Here is a 17,361-nt window from a genome sequence, read left to right as displayed (position 1 = left end):
CATATAAAGAAAGGGAGAAAAATTATGAATAAATTAATGGATAGTAAAGTTGGTATTGTAACCGCAGCAGGTAATGGGATTGGTAGAGCCAGTGCTATTGCCTTTGCGAAAGCAGGAGCAAAAGTTGTTGTTTCAGATATTTCTGAAGATGCAGGGTATGAAACTGTGAGACTCATTGAGGAACAAGATGGAGAAGCACACTTTATTAAGTGTAACGTTGGTAAAGAAGAAGAAGTGAAAAATCTAATAGATCAAACTATTGAGAAATTTGGACGATTAGATTGGGCGCATAATAATGCAGGAGTAGGTGCCCCAACGGCTCCAGTAACAGAAATTGACACAGAGCGTTGGCAACGTGTAATAGATGTTACTTTAACAGGTACATTTTTATGCTTAAAACACGAAATACCAGCTATGCTTGAATCTGGTGGAGGTGCAATTGTTAATACAGCATCTACAGGTGGTTTAGTTGGAACACCTGGTTTAACGCCTTATATTTCTGCTAAACACGGTGTTAATGGGTTAACTAAAAGTGCAGCATTAGAATTTGGCAAACAAAATATACGCATTAATTCAATCTGTCCTGGTATGACAAAAACAGCAGCCGTAGAAAGTTGGAGTCAAGATGCTGAAGATCAAGCGAAAGCTTTTGAATCTGGTATTCCGATGGGACGTATGGGAATACCAAATGAACAAGCAAGTGCTGCGGTTTGGTTATGTTCTGACCAGGCTTCTTTTATTACAGGTATTAATCTACCTGTTGATGGTGGAGAAACTGCAGAATAAATTTAATAAATATAAACTGATAATGAGACCCTTAACTAAAGAATTAGTTAAGGGTCTCATTAATATTGCTAAAAATATTATGTCAATAATAGACATAGTAAATGAAAGCGATATTTTAATTTATTTTTTATCATTGATCATAGCATTAATCTCTTCTTCACTACGATTTAAAATCATCCTACTTAAGTAATCTCCATCAATGTATTTTAATTTCGGGTACCTTACTACAAAGAATATTAATCCTATAATTGCCCAAGCCCCTAATGCAATATATGAAGGCATGGATAAAGAAGCAGGAGAACCAGGAATTAATAGTAATAATAAAAAAACAAAAGATACAAATGATCCTAAAATAGCAAATGTTTTATAAACAGGTGCATATGAATTACTTGATTTTTTATAACTAAATAATTTCATTGCTGATAAACACGTAATAAAATAGGCAATAGATACGCCTGTAGAGGACATATCTACAATCCAATTTAACGCTGTTCTACCTAACCAAGGTGCGATTAAAGTAATAGTAACTAAGAATATTATAGCTACATATGGCGTTTTATATTTAGAGTGTAATTTACCGAATATTTTTGGCATAATACCTGAACGTCCCATTGAAAATAACAAACGACTTGAACTCATCAAAAAACCATTTAGACCAGTGAATATCCCCATAATTATAGCAATTGCTAATAATGCTAAACCTATATTGCCAAATGCATTTTGAGTTACTGCCCCTGTTAGCCATAAGTCAGCATTTAAATGATCCGAATTTGAACTTAGCCACCCTGTAAATAGTAGCATAATAACATAAGTTAAAGCAGCAGCAAGTAAACTATAAACAATTAATTTAAAAGTTTTATTTGGAGGGAAATTAAACTCTTCTGCTGTTTGTGGTATATTATCAAATCCTATATATGCCCATGGGGCCACGGCCACCATCATAATTATAGAACCAAACCAGCCTTGAGATTCATTTGTTAATGGTTTTAATCCTTCAAATGAAAAACTATGGCTAAATAAGGAACTAAAAAATAATAATAAAATAGTTATAATAATAGCTATACAAAAATAATATTGTAATGATCCTGATACACTAGCTCCTTTAATGGTAATGAACATAAAAACAATTAATAATACAGAGGCGATTAAAATTTCAGTAATATATACATCCCAACCCGCAATTGTATACAATTTACCTATTTTTAAAACGCCTGGTATTAAAAATTTAACTAACAAACTAAAAGCTGTAGCATTTAGTGCAACCACACAAATATAACCAAAAGTTAAAAACCAGGAAGAGAAGAAACTTACATATCGTCCAAAACCTAAAAAACTAAAAGCAAACGCGCCTCCTGAAACAGGGAAACGCTCAACTAAAGCTCCATAGCTAACTGCTATTAATATCATCAGGAGGGCTCCAATTGTGATACCTATCATAGACGATATAGAACCTGACTTACTCAACCAATCTCCAGGAAGAATAAAAGCTCCCCATCCTATACAAGAGCCATAAGCAATTGCCCATACAAATTTTTCCGAAAGATTGTGTTTTAAGTCTCCCCTGTTTATTTTAATATCCTCCATTAAAATTCACTCCATGTAATTAAATTTTATGATTAAACTAATATTCTATAAATAATAAAAATTAGATATCCCTATTTTTAATTGTTTCTATTATTTTTTCTAAAAAGTTAATTTTATATGTTAATTTTGAGTTGAAATAATCCCACATAAAATTTAAAAGTTCTTCATTTTTAGATACTGTTTCATATTTTTTTAAAAATTCTTTTGATTGTTTCAAACTATATTTGAAATCTTGGACTTTATTTTCCAATATAGTAACAACTTTTTTACGATCAACGTATTTAAGATATGCAATACCAACATATATTTCCTCAATTTCATTTGCATTTTCAAATAATTTGTACATCATGTTTGGCAAATTTTCCTTACCTTGTTCAGTAATTTTAAACACTTGTTTATCTGGACGGTTTTCTTCTTTGATTGTTTCTACTACTTCAATAAACTCTTTTTTCGATAATTTTTCAAAATGATAATAAAGTTTATTTTCCGTTAAATCGCTCATTTTGTCATAAGGTATTGGTTCAGATAATTCTTTTTTAAGTAAATAAGGATAAGTGTTTTTTTCCATTAATTTACTTAATATAAATATTTGAATAGACATTTTGCATCCTCCTTTATAATTTGCTAGTTAGATTAATTTAGTATAATTAACAACTTTCTTATTGCCTTTCCATTATTGGAGTTGAATTTTTATCATTTTGAACGATTTCTGTGCTTTCTTTTTTAGAAGCAAAAGTTATGATAGCGATATTAATTAACATTGACACTAAACCAATAGCTATCATTGAGAAAATATAGGGCATTTGTGAAATGTTGCCAAAAATATTTGCAAAATGTCCTTGAACAGAATAATACATCGGGGAAATGTAACTCATCCAATTATATAAAGTAGGCATCATGTCACGACTCATTGTGGCACCATTCGAGATTGTTTGTATTAATAAAATAGGTATATTTACAATCATACCTGTTGGCCCAATTAAAAATACTATTATTGCAGTAAAGTTAAAGGAAACCCAATAGTTTAACGTTGATTGAGCAAAAATACTAAAAAAGTTACTAATATCTAAGTCGTTAACTAGATATGTAATTCCTAACGCAATTAAAGACGCTGCCAATCCAATTATTATCGCAGTCAATTGAACATAAACAAATAATCTTATGTTACTAGTTTTGTGGCGATTTTCTTTAAACGCACTAACTAATTGCATGGCACCAATCATTGCTCCGATATAAACAGCTAATGTTAAAAACATAGGCAACATTTTATAATTCATGTTTGGTGACATTTGATTAACATGAGAAATGTCACCAGAATATGAATTATTAATTTGATTAATTAATCCATGCACTTGTTTTTCTGGGATTTTTATCTGTTTTAATCCTGCGTTAGCAGTTTGGTTAGAAAATTGATTACTTAATTGATTATTGATTTCTTTGCCAATTGAATCCATTGATTGACTGATCATTGTGGGAGATGCATCGTTTATTTTAAAATTTAATCCAGGAGTGTCTTTTTTAGAGCTTAAATTTTTTGAAAAGTCTTTAGGGATATGAATTATAAGGTTTAACTTATTATGCATTAGTTTTTTATTTGCTTCTATGTAAGTAATGTTTTTATTAATATTATCAAACGGTAAGCTTTTATTTAACTGCTTTGAAATTTGGTCTCCATAACTCCCTTTATCATCATTAATAATAGCGATAGGAAGTTTATCAATATTTTCAGGCATAGCTTTATATCCTGGCAAAAAGATAGCTAACATTACTAATGCATAAAAGATACCCATAAATATTGCTCCTTTAGCACCTTTTGTTTTTATAAATTCTTTGAATTTCAATTATATTTTTTCCTTTCATAATTATACTTTTTTAAAAGTACTTTGATTAAAACACTTAGCAATATTACAGATTAAATTTTTAAAATGCAAAAATAAGACTCAATATATTAAAACAATAAATTTTTCAGCATAGCTTTTCGGTATTAGTGTAAATAGTAAATTACAAAATGTTGAAAAATTTTTGTTTTAAGAATAAGGTATTCAATGAGTTTCTAATAGTAAAAAAATAGGAGGTTTTATAAATGGAAATTTCAAAGATAGTTAATGCAAATATTTTAGATATGATAGATAACAAGCCTTATCTTGCTACATTGTATTTAAAAGATGGGTATATTGATCAAATTATCTCCCAAGATTCAATTATAAAAGATAATGAGGCACTTGATTTAGAAGAAAAATGGATTACACCTGGTTTTATTGACACTCATAGTCATCCCACAGCATATGGTACTACAAAAACAATGGTAGATTGTTCTGCAAATAAAATTTCTAATATAGATGAATTAATTCAGCAATTCAAAGTACAAAAAGAAAATTTATACAAAAAGGGTTGGGTTATGGGCTTCGGTTATAATGAAAAATCATTAGAAGAACAAAGACATCCTAATCGCTTTGATTTAGATAAAATTTCAGAAGATATTGCTATATGCGTTATGCACTATTCAGGGCATATGGCTACTGTTAATACAAAAGCTTTAGAATATATGGGGGTTAGTTTGGATGACCCAGATCCTGAGGGTGGCTACTATGAGCGTGACCAACATGGCAAAGTTAATGGTGTATTAATTGAAATTCCAGCAACTGCAAAATTACAACGTGTTTTGCCTGAGGCTAAACCAGAAGATACTATCTATACAATGAATTTAGCTGTAGATGACTATGTTAAAAGTGGTATAACTAGTACATCTGATTTATTAATTGGTAGTAGAGGATATATAGATTATGAGGGAGTACTTAAATTTTTGGAGTCTCCTCAGAGAATTCGCACACGTTGGATGTTAAGTCATGAGTTATTAGAGCAAAATCACAATTTAAAAAATATTCATGCTAACGAAATTGAAGAAAAGTTAAATAATATAAGTAATGGTATGGGACATTTAGGTGGAGTTAAATGTTTTAGCGATGGCTCTATACAATTACAAACTGCATCAATTCGTAATAAATACTTGGATGGCAGTGAAGCGCCTGCACCATTAATGAGTAACAACAAATTAATTGATATATTTAAACATTTTCAAAAATTAGGATTTAATATCGTGACGCATGCTAATGGTGATTTTGCTGCTAAGGCAGTCATTAACGCTTATAAATCTACAGCTGATTATAAAAAAAACCCTTTATTAAATCGTATTGAACATCTACAAACAGTCACACAGGATGATATTAAAGAAATGGCTGAACACAACATTGGTGGTTCTTTCTTTATCAATCACGTATATTATTTTGGAGATTTACATCGTGATGTATTTTTAGGTGAAGAGAAAGCACAAAATTTAAATCCATTAAGATGGGCTGAAGATGCAAATATGATATTCACAATTCATACAGATGCACCTGTTACACCTATTTCTCCTTTAGAATCAATTCAAATTGCAGTTAATAGGATCACAAAAAACGGGAAAGTTTTAGGTGAAAACCAACGTTTAACACGTAGTGAAGCATATAAAAAAATGACTATAGATGCTGCTAAATTGAATAATACTCATGCCTATGAAGGGTCTATCAAAGAAGGCAATGTAGCTGATTTTGTAATTTTAAATCAAAACCCACTTAATGATGATGTAGTATTGAATGATGATTTAATTGAAATGACCATATGTAACAGTGAGGTCGTATATTCTATTTAACATATTTCAACTTATCGGAAGTACATATGCTTATGTATTTACAAATGATATAATATAAAAGTCGTCGTTTTACTTCTGTGCTGTAATTAGCATGGAAGGAGGTGAACTCATGTTCAGCATCATATTTGTATCTTTAATAGCTCCTATAATAGTAGGGGTTATACTCACGTTATTTTCTTATTGGCTAAATAAGCGTGATAGATAATTAAACGACGACATAGTCAATACACCAAAAAAGAGCCCGATAACTACTGTGAATAGTTATCGGGCTCGGTGTTTATCATGCTTAGCACCATATTTGTTATTTACATTATAACACCATAGTGGATAGGAATGCAAAATTATGTTAGTCAATTTGTTCTTGTCCTCGTTTGTTCCAAGTTAAAATGAAACTTAACATTGCTAATATACTAATCACTGTTAGTAAAATAAAACCAACGTCCCATCCGAATTGCTGAACTACGAAACCTAATACAATATTAGCCATAACTGCGCCAAACAGATAACCGAATAGTCCTGTCAATCCAGCTGCAGTACCTGCGGCTTTTTTAGGCACATAATCTAAGGCTTGTAATCCAATTAACATTACGGGACCGTATATTAGGAATCCAATAGCGATTAAAGAAACATTATCTAACCATGGATTTCCTGGTGGGTTTAACCAGTATATTAATACAAATATTGTTACGCCTAGCATAAAGAAAAAACCAGCTGGGCCACGACGCCCTTTAAAAAGTTTGTCTGATAAGTAACCACAGAGTAGAGTACCAGGTATTCCAGCCCATTCGTATAAGAAATAAGCCCATCCTGAAGCATTTAAATCAAATTGTTTTTCTTCACTTAAGTATGTTGGAGCCCAATCTAAAACGCCGTAACGTACGAAATAAACAAAAATATTCGCAAATGCAATAGCCCATACCCATTTATTATTAAGTACATATTTAAATAATATTTCTTTCGTAGTTAATTCTGTTTCAAGCGTTTCTTTAGATGAAGTAGAATAATCATTCTTATATTTTTCAATAGGAGGTAAACCTTGAGATTGAGGTGTATCTCTAATTAAAGCATAAGAAATGATTGCAATAATAATTGCTAATAAAGCTGGGTAAATAAAAACGCCTTCAAATCCTTTTAAGTATCCAAAGTTATATAAAGCAGTCATGGAAATCCCCCATGTGGCTATTGGAGCCATTAAGCCGCCCCCAACATTATGAGCTACATTCCAAATTGAAGTTTTACTTCCGCGCTCGCTTACACTATACCAATGGACTAACACACGACCTGAAGGTGGCCAGCCCATGCCTTGAAACCAACCATTTAAGAATAGCATTATAAACATAATAGTAATACTGGACGTAAAGAATGGAACAAACCCAAGCAGTAAATTAACAATAGCTGTTAATATGAGCCCTAAAGTTAAAAACATTCTAGCATTACTTCGGTCACTTACGGTTCCCATCACGAATTTACTAAAACCATAAGCAATGGAAACTGCAGAAAGTGCAATACCTAACTCTCCTTTACTAAAACCTTGTTCAATTAATGAAGGCATAGCCAAAGAGAAGTTTTTTCTCAATAAATAATAACCAGCATAACCTATAAAAATACCTAAAAACACTTGAAGTCGCAATTTTTTATATGTATCATCCACTTTTTCTGATGGCAATGGATCGATATGTTTAGCTGGTTTTAAGAAATCGAACATGATAATCCCTCCTTTTTATAATTTTTATATAATATTTACGAAAAGTAATTGCAAATCGAGTTTAAGTGAATAAGTAAGCGTTGTCAATGCAATTTTATTTTGCTAAGCTAAATGAAAATATTTAAGGAGATGAAAAGAGAATGAATATAAAAAGAATGTTTTATTTATTATGTATTTTTGTGATTTTTACATCTTTCAATACTAGTATTGTCAGTGCGAGTGGTTTTTCTTCTTCAAAAGATAAGGTTAATGAAAATATTTTAGATAATAATGTTTCAATAGCACATCGCGGAGCTAGTGGTTATGCTCCTGAGCACACATTTGATTCTTATGATAAAGCTCATAAAGAATTTAATGCGGATTATATTGAATTAGACTTACAAATGACTAAAGATGGTAATTTGATTGCAATGCATGATGAAGATGTTGAACGTACTACAGGTCATAAAGGAAGAGTTGAAGATTATACTACCAAAGAGTTAAAACAAATGGACGTTGGAAGTTGGTTTAATAAAAAATATCCAAAATATGCCAAAAAAGAATATAAAGGGGCAAAAATCCCTACTTTAGAAGAAATACTAGACCGTTATGGCGATAATGCCAACTATTATATAGAAACGAAATCACCAGATGTTTATCCAGGAATGGAAGAGAAACTGTTACATAGTTTAGAAAAACACAATTTATTAAGTGATCAAAAATTAAATAAAGGTCAAGTTGTCATTCAATCATTTTCACAAGAAAGTTTATTAAAAGTTGCAAATATGAATAATCAAATCCCATTAGTCCAATTAGTAGATGAAAATAAATTGTCAACGTTTACCTCTAAAGATCTAAAATTCATTTCATCATATGCTATAGGGGTAGGGCCAGATTACAGTGATTTAGATGAACAAATGGTACAGAAATTGCATAATTATAATTTGAAAGTACATCCTTATACTGTGAATACTGAAAAAGACATGCAACAAATGTTAAATATTGGAGTTGATGGCGTATTTTCTAATTATATTGATAAATATATCAATTTAAAATGAATCATTAATTATATAGTATTAAAAAAACTCTCTTCATAATGAAGAGAGTTTTTCTTGTGAGAAATTGCAGTTCGTGACTTATTTTAAACAGTATTAATTTTTGATCATTTTGTGTTTAAAAATTATATTAAGCAGTTACCCATTGTGAAGGTCCAACTTCATTGTAAAGTTGGTTCTGTTGCAAAGTAAAAAAATATAGCTAACCACTAATTTATCATGTCAGTGTTCGCTTAACTTGCTAGCATGATGCTAATTTCGTGGCATGGCGAAAATCCGTAGATCTGAAGAGACCTGCGGTTCTTTTTATATAGAGCGTAAATACATTCAATACCTTTTAAAGTATTCTTTGCTGTATTGATACTTTGATACCTTGTCTTTCTTACTTTAATATGACGGTGATCTTGCTCAATGAGGTTATTCAGATATTTCGATGTACAATGACAGTCAGGTTTAAGTTTAAAAGCTTTAATTACTTTAGCCATTGCTACCTTCGTTGAAGGTGCCTGATCTGTAATTACCTTTTGAGGTTTACCAAATTATTTAATGAGACGTTTGATAAACGCATATGCTGAATGATTATCTCGTTGCTTACGCAACCAAATATCTAATGTATGTCCCTCTGCATCAATGGCACGATATAAATAACTCCATTTTCCTTTTATTTTGATGTACGTCTCATCAATACGCCATTTGTAATAAGCTTTTTTATGCTTTTTCTTCCAAATTTGATATAAAATTGGGGCATATTCTTGAACCCAACGGTAGACCGTTGAATGATGAACGTTTACACCACGTTCCCTTAATATTTCAGATATATCACGATAACTCAATGCATATCTTAGATAGTAGCCAACGGCTACAGTGATAACATCTTTGTTAAATTGTTTATATCTGAAATAGTTCATACAGAAGACTCCTTTTTGTTAAAATTATACTATAAATTCAACTTTGCAACAGAACCAAAAAATTCGTTTTGTGTATTTTTAAGGTACACTCTAATCATATAATAATTTAGAAACACTATATTAAAAGGTTAGTTTATTTGAAAATAACTTTTAAAAGGCATACTATTAAATTAACTAAAACAAGGAGGTTTTATCAATGAAAGCAGCAGTTTGGTATGGTCAAAAGGATGTACGAGTTGAAGATCGAAAATCTAAAGAGTTACAAGATAATGAGGTTAAAGTTAAAGTGTCTTGGGCTGGCATTTGTGGTACAGATTTACATGAATACTTAGAAGGCCCTATATTTATTTCAACAGACAAACCTGACCCGTTCCTTGGCCAAAAAGCGCCCGTTACATTAGGCCACGAATTTGCAGGTGTAGTAGATGATATTGGTTCTAAGGTTACAAAATTTAATAAAGGCGATCGTGTTGTCATTAATCCTACAGTTTCAAATCGTGAAAAAGAAGAAAATATTGATCTTTATGATGGTTATTCATTTATAGGCTTAGGTTCTGATGGTGGATTTGCAGAATTTACAAACGCCCCAGAAGAGAATGTTTATAAATTACCAGATAATGTTTCTGATAAAGAAGGCGCCCTTGTAGAACCGACGGCTGTTGCAGTTCAAGCAATTAAAGAAGGAGAAGTTCTATTTGGCGATACTGTTGCTATTTTTGGTGCAGGGCCAATCGGTTTATTAACAACTATAGCAGCCAAAGCAGCTGGTGCTAGCAAAATATTTGTTTTCGATTTATCGGAAGAACGACTTAATAAAGCTAAATCAGTAGGTGCTACTCATACGATAAATTCTGGTGAATCAAACCCAAGTGATATTATTAGTAAATACACTGATAATGGCGTTGATGTAGCATTTGAGGTAGCTGGTGTAGCGCCAACACTTAAATCTGCAATAGATGTTACTAAAGCAAGAGGTATTGTTGTTATAGTTTCTATATTCGGCCATCCTATTGAATGGAATCCAATGCAATTAACGAATACAGGTGTAAAACTTACTTCAACGATTGCTTATACACCTACTACATTTCAACAAACAATAGACTTAATTAACGAAGGTAATTTAAAAGTAAAAGACGTCGTTACTGATGAAATTGAGTTAAATGATATTGTAGAGTCAGGATTTGAACAACTTGTAAACGATAAATCACAAGCAAAAATTCTCGTTAAATTATAATATAGGTTATAAAAACTAATGAAAGGAGAATCTTCAAATTAGAGATTCTCCTTTCATTAGTTTTCTTCCTGTGATTATTTGTTTTTACTACTTCATTTTTATTATTCTATATACAGTAGAACGACTCACTCCTGTTTGTTTAGCAATTTCTTCTCCAGTAAGTTTTTGTTCATCGTATAAGAATTTAATCTCTCTCTTCTTATGGTCGGGCAATGAAGGGCGTCCACCTTTTCGTCCTCTTGCTCTCGCAGCTTCTAGTCCTTTTTTCGTACGTTCACTTAGTAGGTTAGCTTCAAGTTCCGCAAAAGCACTCATCATGGTAAAGAACATCTTGCCCATCGCACCTTTCGTTGATACGTTCATATCTATAATATGTAAGTCAATGCTGTTTTCATCTAACCATTGTGATAACTCAATTAATTGTTTCGTTGTACGTCCAAGACGATCTAGTTTATAAATCACTAGAATATCTCCCTCACGTAAATAATCTAAGCATTTATCAAGTTCTGTTCTATTCGTTTTACGGCCACTCGCTTTCTCGCTAAAGATACGTTCACAACCATATTCCTCAAGTGTATCAATCTGTCCATCAAGACTTTGATCTTGTGTTGATACACGTGCATAACCAATTTTAGCCATTTGAATACCACCTCTTTTAATCGTTTTATGGGTACTTATTAACGAAATCTAATTCTCGATGCAAATAAACGCGTCTCTCATCGTCTAAAAACTCATGATTTTTGATATTTATGATACATTGATTATAGCACAAGTTTATAGACTTAAATATCCAAGAAAAACCTCCTTGTCACTTTACTTGCTATATGAGAATGGTTTTATCTAATAAATGGGAAAAAGCACCGTACACTTTAATAGAGTACGGTGCTTTTCTACTAACGAATACCAATAACTAAACTATCTCTAGCTGTTTCTACGACTTCTGTACTTATTTTATCTAAACCATTTATATCCATAATTCTGTCTATTTGCGCAAATAAGCGATGAATCAGCCTAAAGTTCCCTTTTGTAATCTTAATAATCGTTGTTATTGCCTCATAATCTGTAAAATCTTCCAGTTTTAAATCAAATCCTAAATCTTGCCATTTATATTCTAATATGTGATGTGTCTCATCTTTACTTAGATTATCAAATTCATGTGCAAAACCTATACGCGAATATAGTTGGGGATAACGAGATAACTTTTTCTCTATACCTGGCATACCAATAAATATCATTGCTAAATTACGTTCATCATAGATAGCTCTTAATTGTTCTAAATGTTGTACTTTAAGCCTATCAATTTCATCTATTATGATTAGGTTAATACATTTAAATGTCTCACTATAATGTTTACTATGATCATGGCCGTACTTATTTACGACATGTAATTTTTGACCTAAATCAATACTTGCACTAATGCTATATAAATCATTGCTTAATCTTGTTTGTTTTTCAGCAGGAGCAGTATAGAATATCTTATCTACTGATAAAATATCATCTGTCGTTTTACTAGCTAAATCTTCCCAGCCTCTATGATTAACTTGTTTTTCAATAGTATCCCAATTTGTATAATATCTTGAAGATAAAATTTTTCCGACACCAGGCTGACCATAACAAATACCAATATATTGATATTTAATACAAGCGTCGCAAAATTCAGCAAATCGTTTATACTCTTTCGTTTCAATGAAATTCTGATTTTTAGTCATTACGATACCTCTTTAATTTTTTGACGTTTTTAGTCGTTTCTTGAGGTGAATAACCATAATTTTTTTCTTCCTTAATTAAATCAGTGGTGCTTGGACTAGCAATGTTTTGTTTTAAGTGTTTTCTTCTCTGATTACGTGCGTGTTGTATATCTTTTATATCAATTGAATAATCAGCTAAATCAGGGGATATTGCTGTACAAAGAAATTCATCTCTATAAAAAACGCGTATTTCAGCCATATCATTGGGATTGTAACGAATTAATACATACTCACCTACATAAGCAGCTAGGTTTGTATTACTGTATCTAAAGCCTTGAAAATGAATGCCATCTGAATGAATTTTTCTAGATTTAGGTATTTCTAATAATAATAAATCAAGTTGTTCTAAACTGCTTGGCATATTAGGGAAAAAGTGATTACTGTTCCACCGATTGATAGGAGTGCTCTGGATAGCACTGTGCTCTTTTTGATTATAATCTTCAATTAAAAAGTATCGTAATTTTTCTTCGAAATTTTGAAAATCTATTAAATCGCTAGGAGTATCATTATTGTTTATATATCCAGGAAGTTGTTCTAAGAAAGTTTGGTTAACTGTCTGAAAAAACCGTTCTATTTTCCCGCGACCACGAGGGACACCAACTTTTGAAAACATCAAGTTAATTTTCAAATCAATAGCGACTTGTTCCATGTGATGCGAGGTAAAGTCACTCCCGTGATCTGTGTAGAATTTTTCGGGTATACCACATACTGGCCAATTGGTATTATTCTTATTCCATATTGCTTGGTGTAGTGTTAATGCTGTATTTTGAGCATTAGGAGCATCAAAACTTATAAAGTAGCCTGCAATGGCACGACTATAGTCATCCATAATAATGGTTAACCATGGTCTATTGATGTTACCTTTTTGATCTAATATATAAATATCTAGCAAAGTATGGTCGGCTTGCCATATTTCATTGGGGCTTGAGGATTCTCTTATTTGTATTAAATCGTACTTATTTTGATAATATTTTTCACCTTTGTGAGAGAAATCAATAACAGACTTAGGCATTGTTTTAATAACACTATAAACTTGTTTATAGCTGGGTTTATCAAATTTATTCTCTATACAATAATTAGCAATTTTCCTATGAATTGTAGCAATACTATTTCTTTTATTCTTAAGTGCAAGGCGTTCAATTTTGTCAATTATATTTGGCTCTATTTTATGTGTTCCTTTATCGGCTCTTGTCGTATAAATTAACCCTTTAAGCCCATGTTCTTTATATAACTTATTCCACCTATAAAGGGTACTTAATGCAATACCTTTACTTTTTGAAATGACTGATAAAGATTGTTCGCCTAGGATAAAAGGTTTTATAATATTGTACTTTTGAGTAGCTTCTTTACGCTTGGCTTCAGAAAAATTAGTTAGATACTTCTCCTTGTTTTTCATCTTCCTTATCCTCCAATTTATTGAGGTAACGATAAATTGTTGTACGTGAAACTTGCCACTGCTCCGCAATTGTTTTGATTGGTGTGCCATTATCATAAAGTGTTTTAAGTAAATTTAAATCTTTTGGGTTTAACTTTTCTGGTCTACCTCCATAGCGACCTCTAGCACGTGCTGCAATTCGGCCAGCTGAAGAACGTTCTAAAATTAAATTTCGTTCAAATTCTGCAAATGCTGCGAATAAATGAAATAATAATTGTCCTGTAGAACTTGATTTATCCATAGTTATATTTTCTTCTAAACTATGAAAACTCACCCCTTGTTCGTTAAGTCCATTAACTAATGTGATTAAATCCTCCATGTTACGTCCTAGTCTATCTAGTCTCCAAACAACAATCGTGTCTCCTGATCTCGCAAATTCAATTGCTTTATCTAAACCAGGTCGCTTACTTTTTGAACCACTTATATGGTCGTTAAATATCTTTTCGCAACCATATGCATTTAATCGATCCTCCTGTAAATTCAAATTTTGTAATCCAGTTGAAACTCTTGCATAACCTATTTTCAAAATACAAACCTCCTATATACATATCTAGTGTACCATAGCTTAATTCCGAGGTCTTTTATGAACATAGATTTTTTGTTGAGTTTTTGAACACTCAAATATATGAAATACTTACTTATTCAGCTATAAAAAGAGAGTGTACAGAAAATGGTTGTTTTCTGTACACTCTTAAATTATTTTAATGATTCTGGAAAATCTTGATAGCCTTCTCTAATATTTACGACATTTTCAAATCCTTTGTTTTCTAAGATACCCACGGCGATTGAACTTCTAACACCTGACTGACAATGTACGTATATTTTATCCTCTTTATTAAATGGAATATTTTCATTTAATAATTTACCGTGCGGAATATTGACTGCTTGATCTAAGTGCCCATTATTCCACTCTTCTTCATTACGTACGTCAAGTATATATTCTTCTTTACCAGTCATATCAACGCTATGGATGGATTGGGTTAAAATTTCTGATTTTGGTAAACGATAACCTGCTACATTATCAAAGCCAATTAATTGTAAAGTATGTGTTGCTTGCTCAACGGTAGATTTATCACCAATTAAATCTATACTATTTTCATAGTCTAAATACCAACCGATTTGGTTAATGAAGTTTTGGTTGTAGGGAATATTGATTGTACCTTCAGTATGACCACCATGAAAGGCTTCTTTACTACGAAGATCAAAAGCTCTTCTTGCATTATCTAAACTAGGAAAAACGTCGTATGGTTGATACATGTTCATACCAAACTGATTAATTTTTTTCATCTGTGCAAAGTGATGGGGTGGTGCTGGTTGATTTGATGTTAACGTTTCAATGAACTTGCTTTCATCAGTTTCATTAAACGCCCAGTTATTTATTTTTTCATAACCTAGCGTAGACATTGGTACCGCACCTAATGCCTTACCACAAGGACTTCCAGCACCGTGCCCTGGCCAAATTTGAAGATAATCTGGTAAATCTTTAATACTTTCTATAGATTGATACATTTGTTTCGCACTAACTTCTGTAGAGCCTTCCATTTGAACTGACTTTTCTAGTAAATCCGGTCTCCCAATATCACCTACAAAAACAAAATCGCCACTAAACAAGCCCATTGGAACACTTGAGCCGCCCCCTTCATCAGTGAGTAAGAAACTAATACTCTCAGGGGTATGACCAGGTGTATGCAATACTTCTAATTTAATGTTACCTACATGAATAATATCTTGATGTTTAACAAAATGTGTTTGTTCTGGCATATTACGATAACTTAATTCATCGTCACCTTCTCCAGATACATATACGTTTGCATTTAATTGTTCTGCCACATCTCTAATGCCTGAAGCAAAATCAGCGTGAATATGGGTTTCTGCAGCTTGTGTAATTGTAAAACCTTCACTATCTGCAACTTCCAAATATTTTGTTAAGTCACGTACAGGATCAATTATTATTGCCTCTCCTGTGCGTTGACAGCCAACTAAATAAGATGCTTGAGATAAATTGTTATCGTAAAATTGTTTGAAAAACATATAAAGAACTCCTTATTTTGATAGATTTAATTAAATAAATAAATTATGACTCGCGTTTTCAGTATCACCTATATAAGTGCCTACACCGCCGTACTCAACTTCATCTCTTAATTCTTCTTTTGTAATGCCCATGACATCCATGCTCATGGTACATGCGATTAATTTAATATCTTGAGCTATCGCTTGATTAATGAGTGATGGTAATGAATCAACGTTTTTCTTTTTCATTACGTAGCGCATCATGATATTACCTAAACCGAACATATTCATTTTAGAGAGTGGCATTTTCAAAGGTGTTTTTGGCAACATAAAATCAAACATTTTTGCGATACCTTTCTTTTTAACGTTAACTGTTTGCGCTTTTTTCAACGCGTTAAGTCCCCAGAAAGTAAAGAAGATGGTTACATCTCTTCCTGCAGCTTTAGCACCATTCGCAATAATCATTGCTGCCACTGCTTTATCTAACTCACCACTAAATAGCACAATTGTAGTACCTTTGGCAGTATGGTTCACTTCCAAGTCTTTTGGTTTTTCTTTTTGAATAATGGCATTAATTCCATTATTACCTTCATCCAGTTTAACTAACGTATGTCCTGTTTGTTTGACCCAGCTTTTAATGTCACTAAGGAATCCAGAATCTGTGACTGTAACCTCTATTTGCTCGCCTACTTCAATATTTTTCACTTCTTTACTGATGTTTACAATTGGACCTGGACATTGAAGACCACTATAGTTAAATTGTTTACGCTCTGCTTTAATTGCTACATTAGTATTTTCTTCGAATGTATTATCATCGTCGTTTTTTGCTTCATACGCTTTATAGCCACCGTCTAAATTAACAATGTCGTAGCCTTGTTCAGCTAGATATTCGCTCGCTTTAGCACTTCTGGTACCACTTTTACAGTGTACAAAGTAGGTTGTGTTTTTATCTTTATTGAACGATTCAATCTTATCTACAGGATGTAATGTCGCACCATTTATGTGTGCAAGCTCAAATTCTTCTTGTGTTCTAACGTCAATCAGTTGACCTTGTGCGCCTAATTTTTCTAATTCTTGTTTACTGAAATTATTGATATGCTTTTCGTTATATTGTTTCATAGTAACCTCCTAATAAATACCTATATGGGTATATTAACTAATCATTTATATTATGTCAAATACCATATGGGGTATTTGACATTTTTGCTTTTATCGCTTATTATGACTTT

At 31.9% G+C, this 17,361-nt stretch carries 15 protein-coding genes and 1 pseudogene; 5 read left to right on the top strand and 11 right to left on the bottom strand.

The annotated features are described in order from the left end of the window. Positions 1-24 precede the first annotated feature (24 nt). Positions 25-786, top strand: coding sequence for a glucose 1-dehydrogenase (locus CD036_RS08410; protein WP_039069760.1), 762 nt, complete (start codon positions 25-27; stop codon positions 784-786). 120 nt (positions 787-906) lie between these two features. Here the strand turns inward: CD036_RS08410 and CD036_RS08405 are convergent, their stop codons facing one another. The 3 genes from CD036_RS08405 to CD036_RS08395 form a co-directional block, all read right to left on the bottom strand. After that, complete coding sequence (locus CD036_RS08405) at positions 907-2,370, bottom strand: APC family permease (protein WP_103388426.1); 1,464 nt, start codon at positions 2,368-2,370, stop codon at positions 907-909. 61 nt (positions 2,371-2,431) lie between these two features. Beyond that, positions 2,432-2,971: a PadR family transcriptional regulator gene (locus CD036_RS08400; RefSeq protein ID WP_039069762.1), complete on the bottom strand. Its 540-nt coding sequence runs from the start codon at positions 2,969-2,971 to the stop codon at positions 2,432-2,434. Positions 2,972-3,029: 58 nt separating this feature from the next. After that, the gene (locus CD036_RS08395; RefSeq protein WP_103388425.1) at positions 3,030-4,211 is read right to left on the bottom strand and encodes a YhgE/Pip domain-containing protein; all 1,182 of its coding nucleotides are present in this window, start codon (positions 4,209-4,211) and stop codon (positions 3,030-3,032) included. Between the two features lie 242 nt (positions 4,212-4,453). Here CD036_RS08395 and CD036_RS08390 point away from each other — a divergent pair, with 242 nt between their 5' ends. Both CD036_RS08390 and CD036_RS13030 read left to right on the top strand, forming a co-directional pair. Further along, entirely contained in the window at positions 4,454-6,058 is a 1,605-nt protein-coding gene (locus tag CD036_RS08390; protein WP_103388424.1) for an amidohydrolase, read from the top strand. Positions 6,059-6,167: 109 nt separating this feature from the next. After that, complete coding sequence (locus CD036_RS13030; protein ID WP_107365925.1) at positions 6,168-6,263, top strand: type I toxin-antitoxin system Fst family toxin; 96 nt, start codon at positions 6,168-6,170, stop codon at positions 6,261-6,263. 141 nt (positions 6,264-6,404) lie between these two features. Here the strand turns inward: CD036_RS13030 and glpT are convergent, their stop codons facing one another. Further along, positions 6,405-7,763: a glycerol-3-phosphate transporter gene (gene glpT / locus CD036_RS08385; protein WP_103388423.1), complete on the bottom strand. Its 1,359-nt coding sequence runs from the start codon at positions 7,761-7,763 to the stop codon at positions 6,405-6,407. A gap of 140 nt (positions 7,764-7,903) precedes the next feature. Between glpT and CD036_RS08380 the strand changes: the two genes are divergently transcribed. Next, positions 7,904-8,800, top strand: a complete 897-nt coding sequence (locus CD036_RS08380) for a glycerophosphodiester phosphodiesterase (RefSeq protein WP_167868116.1) — start codon at positions 7,904-7,906, stop codon at positions 8,798-8,800. 230 nt (positions 8,801-9,030) lie between these two features. Here the strand turns inward: CD036_RS08380 and CD036_RS08375 are convergent. Next, positions 9,031-9,705: pseudogene (locus CD036_RS08375) on the bottom strand (IS6-like element IS257 family transposase). A gap of 196 nt (positions 9,706-9,901) precedes the next feature. Between CD036_RS08375 and CD036_RS08370 the strand changes: the two are divergent. Beyond that, positions 9,902-10,939 (top strand): 2,3-butanediol dehydrogenase, encoded by a 1,038-nt coding sequence (locus tag CD036_RS08370; protein WP_002508690.1) that lies wholly within the window; start codon positions 9,902-9,904, stop codon positions 10,937-10,939. 87 nt (positions 10,940-11,026) lie between these two features. On the opposite strand, the gene CD036_RS08365 is transcribed toward CD036_RS08370, so the two are convergent. From CD036_RS08365 to cstA, 6 genes are all read right to left on the bottom strand, one after another. Further along, positions 11,027-11,578 carry a recombinase family protein gene (locus tag CD036_RS08365; protein WP_103388422.1) on the bottom strand — a complete coding sequence of 184 codons (552 nt, stop codon included), beginning with the start codon at positions 11,576-11,578 and terminating at the stop codon, positions 11,027-11,029. A gap of 254 nt (positions 11,579-11,832) precedes the next feature. Next, on the bottom strand, positions 11,833-12,648 hold the full coding sequence (locus CD036_RS08360; RefSeq protein ID WP_103388421.1) for an AAA family ATPase: 816 nt from the start codon (positions 12,646-12,648) through the stop codon (positions 11,833-11,835). Beyond that, positions 12,641-14,083, bottom strand: coding sequence for a TnsB C-terminal domain-containing protein (locus CD036_RS08355; RefSeq protein WP_103388420.1), 1,443 nt, complete (start codon positions 14,081-14,083; stop codon positions 12,641-12,643). The genes CD036_RS08360 and CD036_RS08355 overlap by 8 nt, the downstream gene beginning before the upstream one ends. After that, positions 14,055-14,648, bottom strand: coding sequence for a recombinase family protein (locus CD036_RS08350; protein ID WP_103388419.1), 594 nt, complete (start codon positions 14,646-14,648; stop codon positions 14,055-14,057). The genes CD036_RS08355 and CD036_RS08350 overlap by 29 nt, the downstream gene beginning before the upstream one ends. Before the next feature lie 170 nt (positions 14,649-14,818). After that, entirely contained in the window at positions 14,819-16,153 is a 1,335-nt protein-coding gene (gene cstB, locus CD036_RS08345; protein WP_103388418.1) for a persulfide dioxygenase-sulfurtransferase CstB, read from the bottom strand. Positions 16,154-16,183: 30 nt separating this feature from the next. After that, a complete protein-coding gene (gene cstA / locus CD036_RS08340; protein WP_103388417.1) occupies positions 16,184-17,251 on the bottom strand; it encodes a persulfide response sulfurtransferase CstA in 1,068 nt (355 codons plus the stop codon). Positions 17,252-17,361 lie beyond the last annotated feature (110 nt).

Source organism: Staphylococcus arlettae (assembly GCF_002902345.1).
In the GTDB taxonomy this organism is placed as follows: Bacteria; Bacillota; Bacilli; order Staphylococcales; family Staphylococcaceae; genus Staphylococcus; species Staphylococcus arlettae.
The sequence above is the reverse complement of the archived record's forward strand: the minus strand, read 5'-3'. Positions and strand labels throughout refer to the sequence as shown.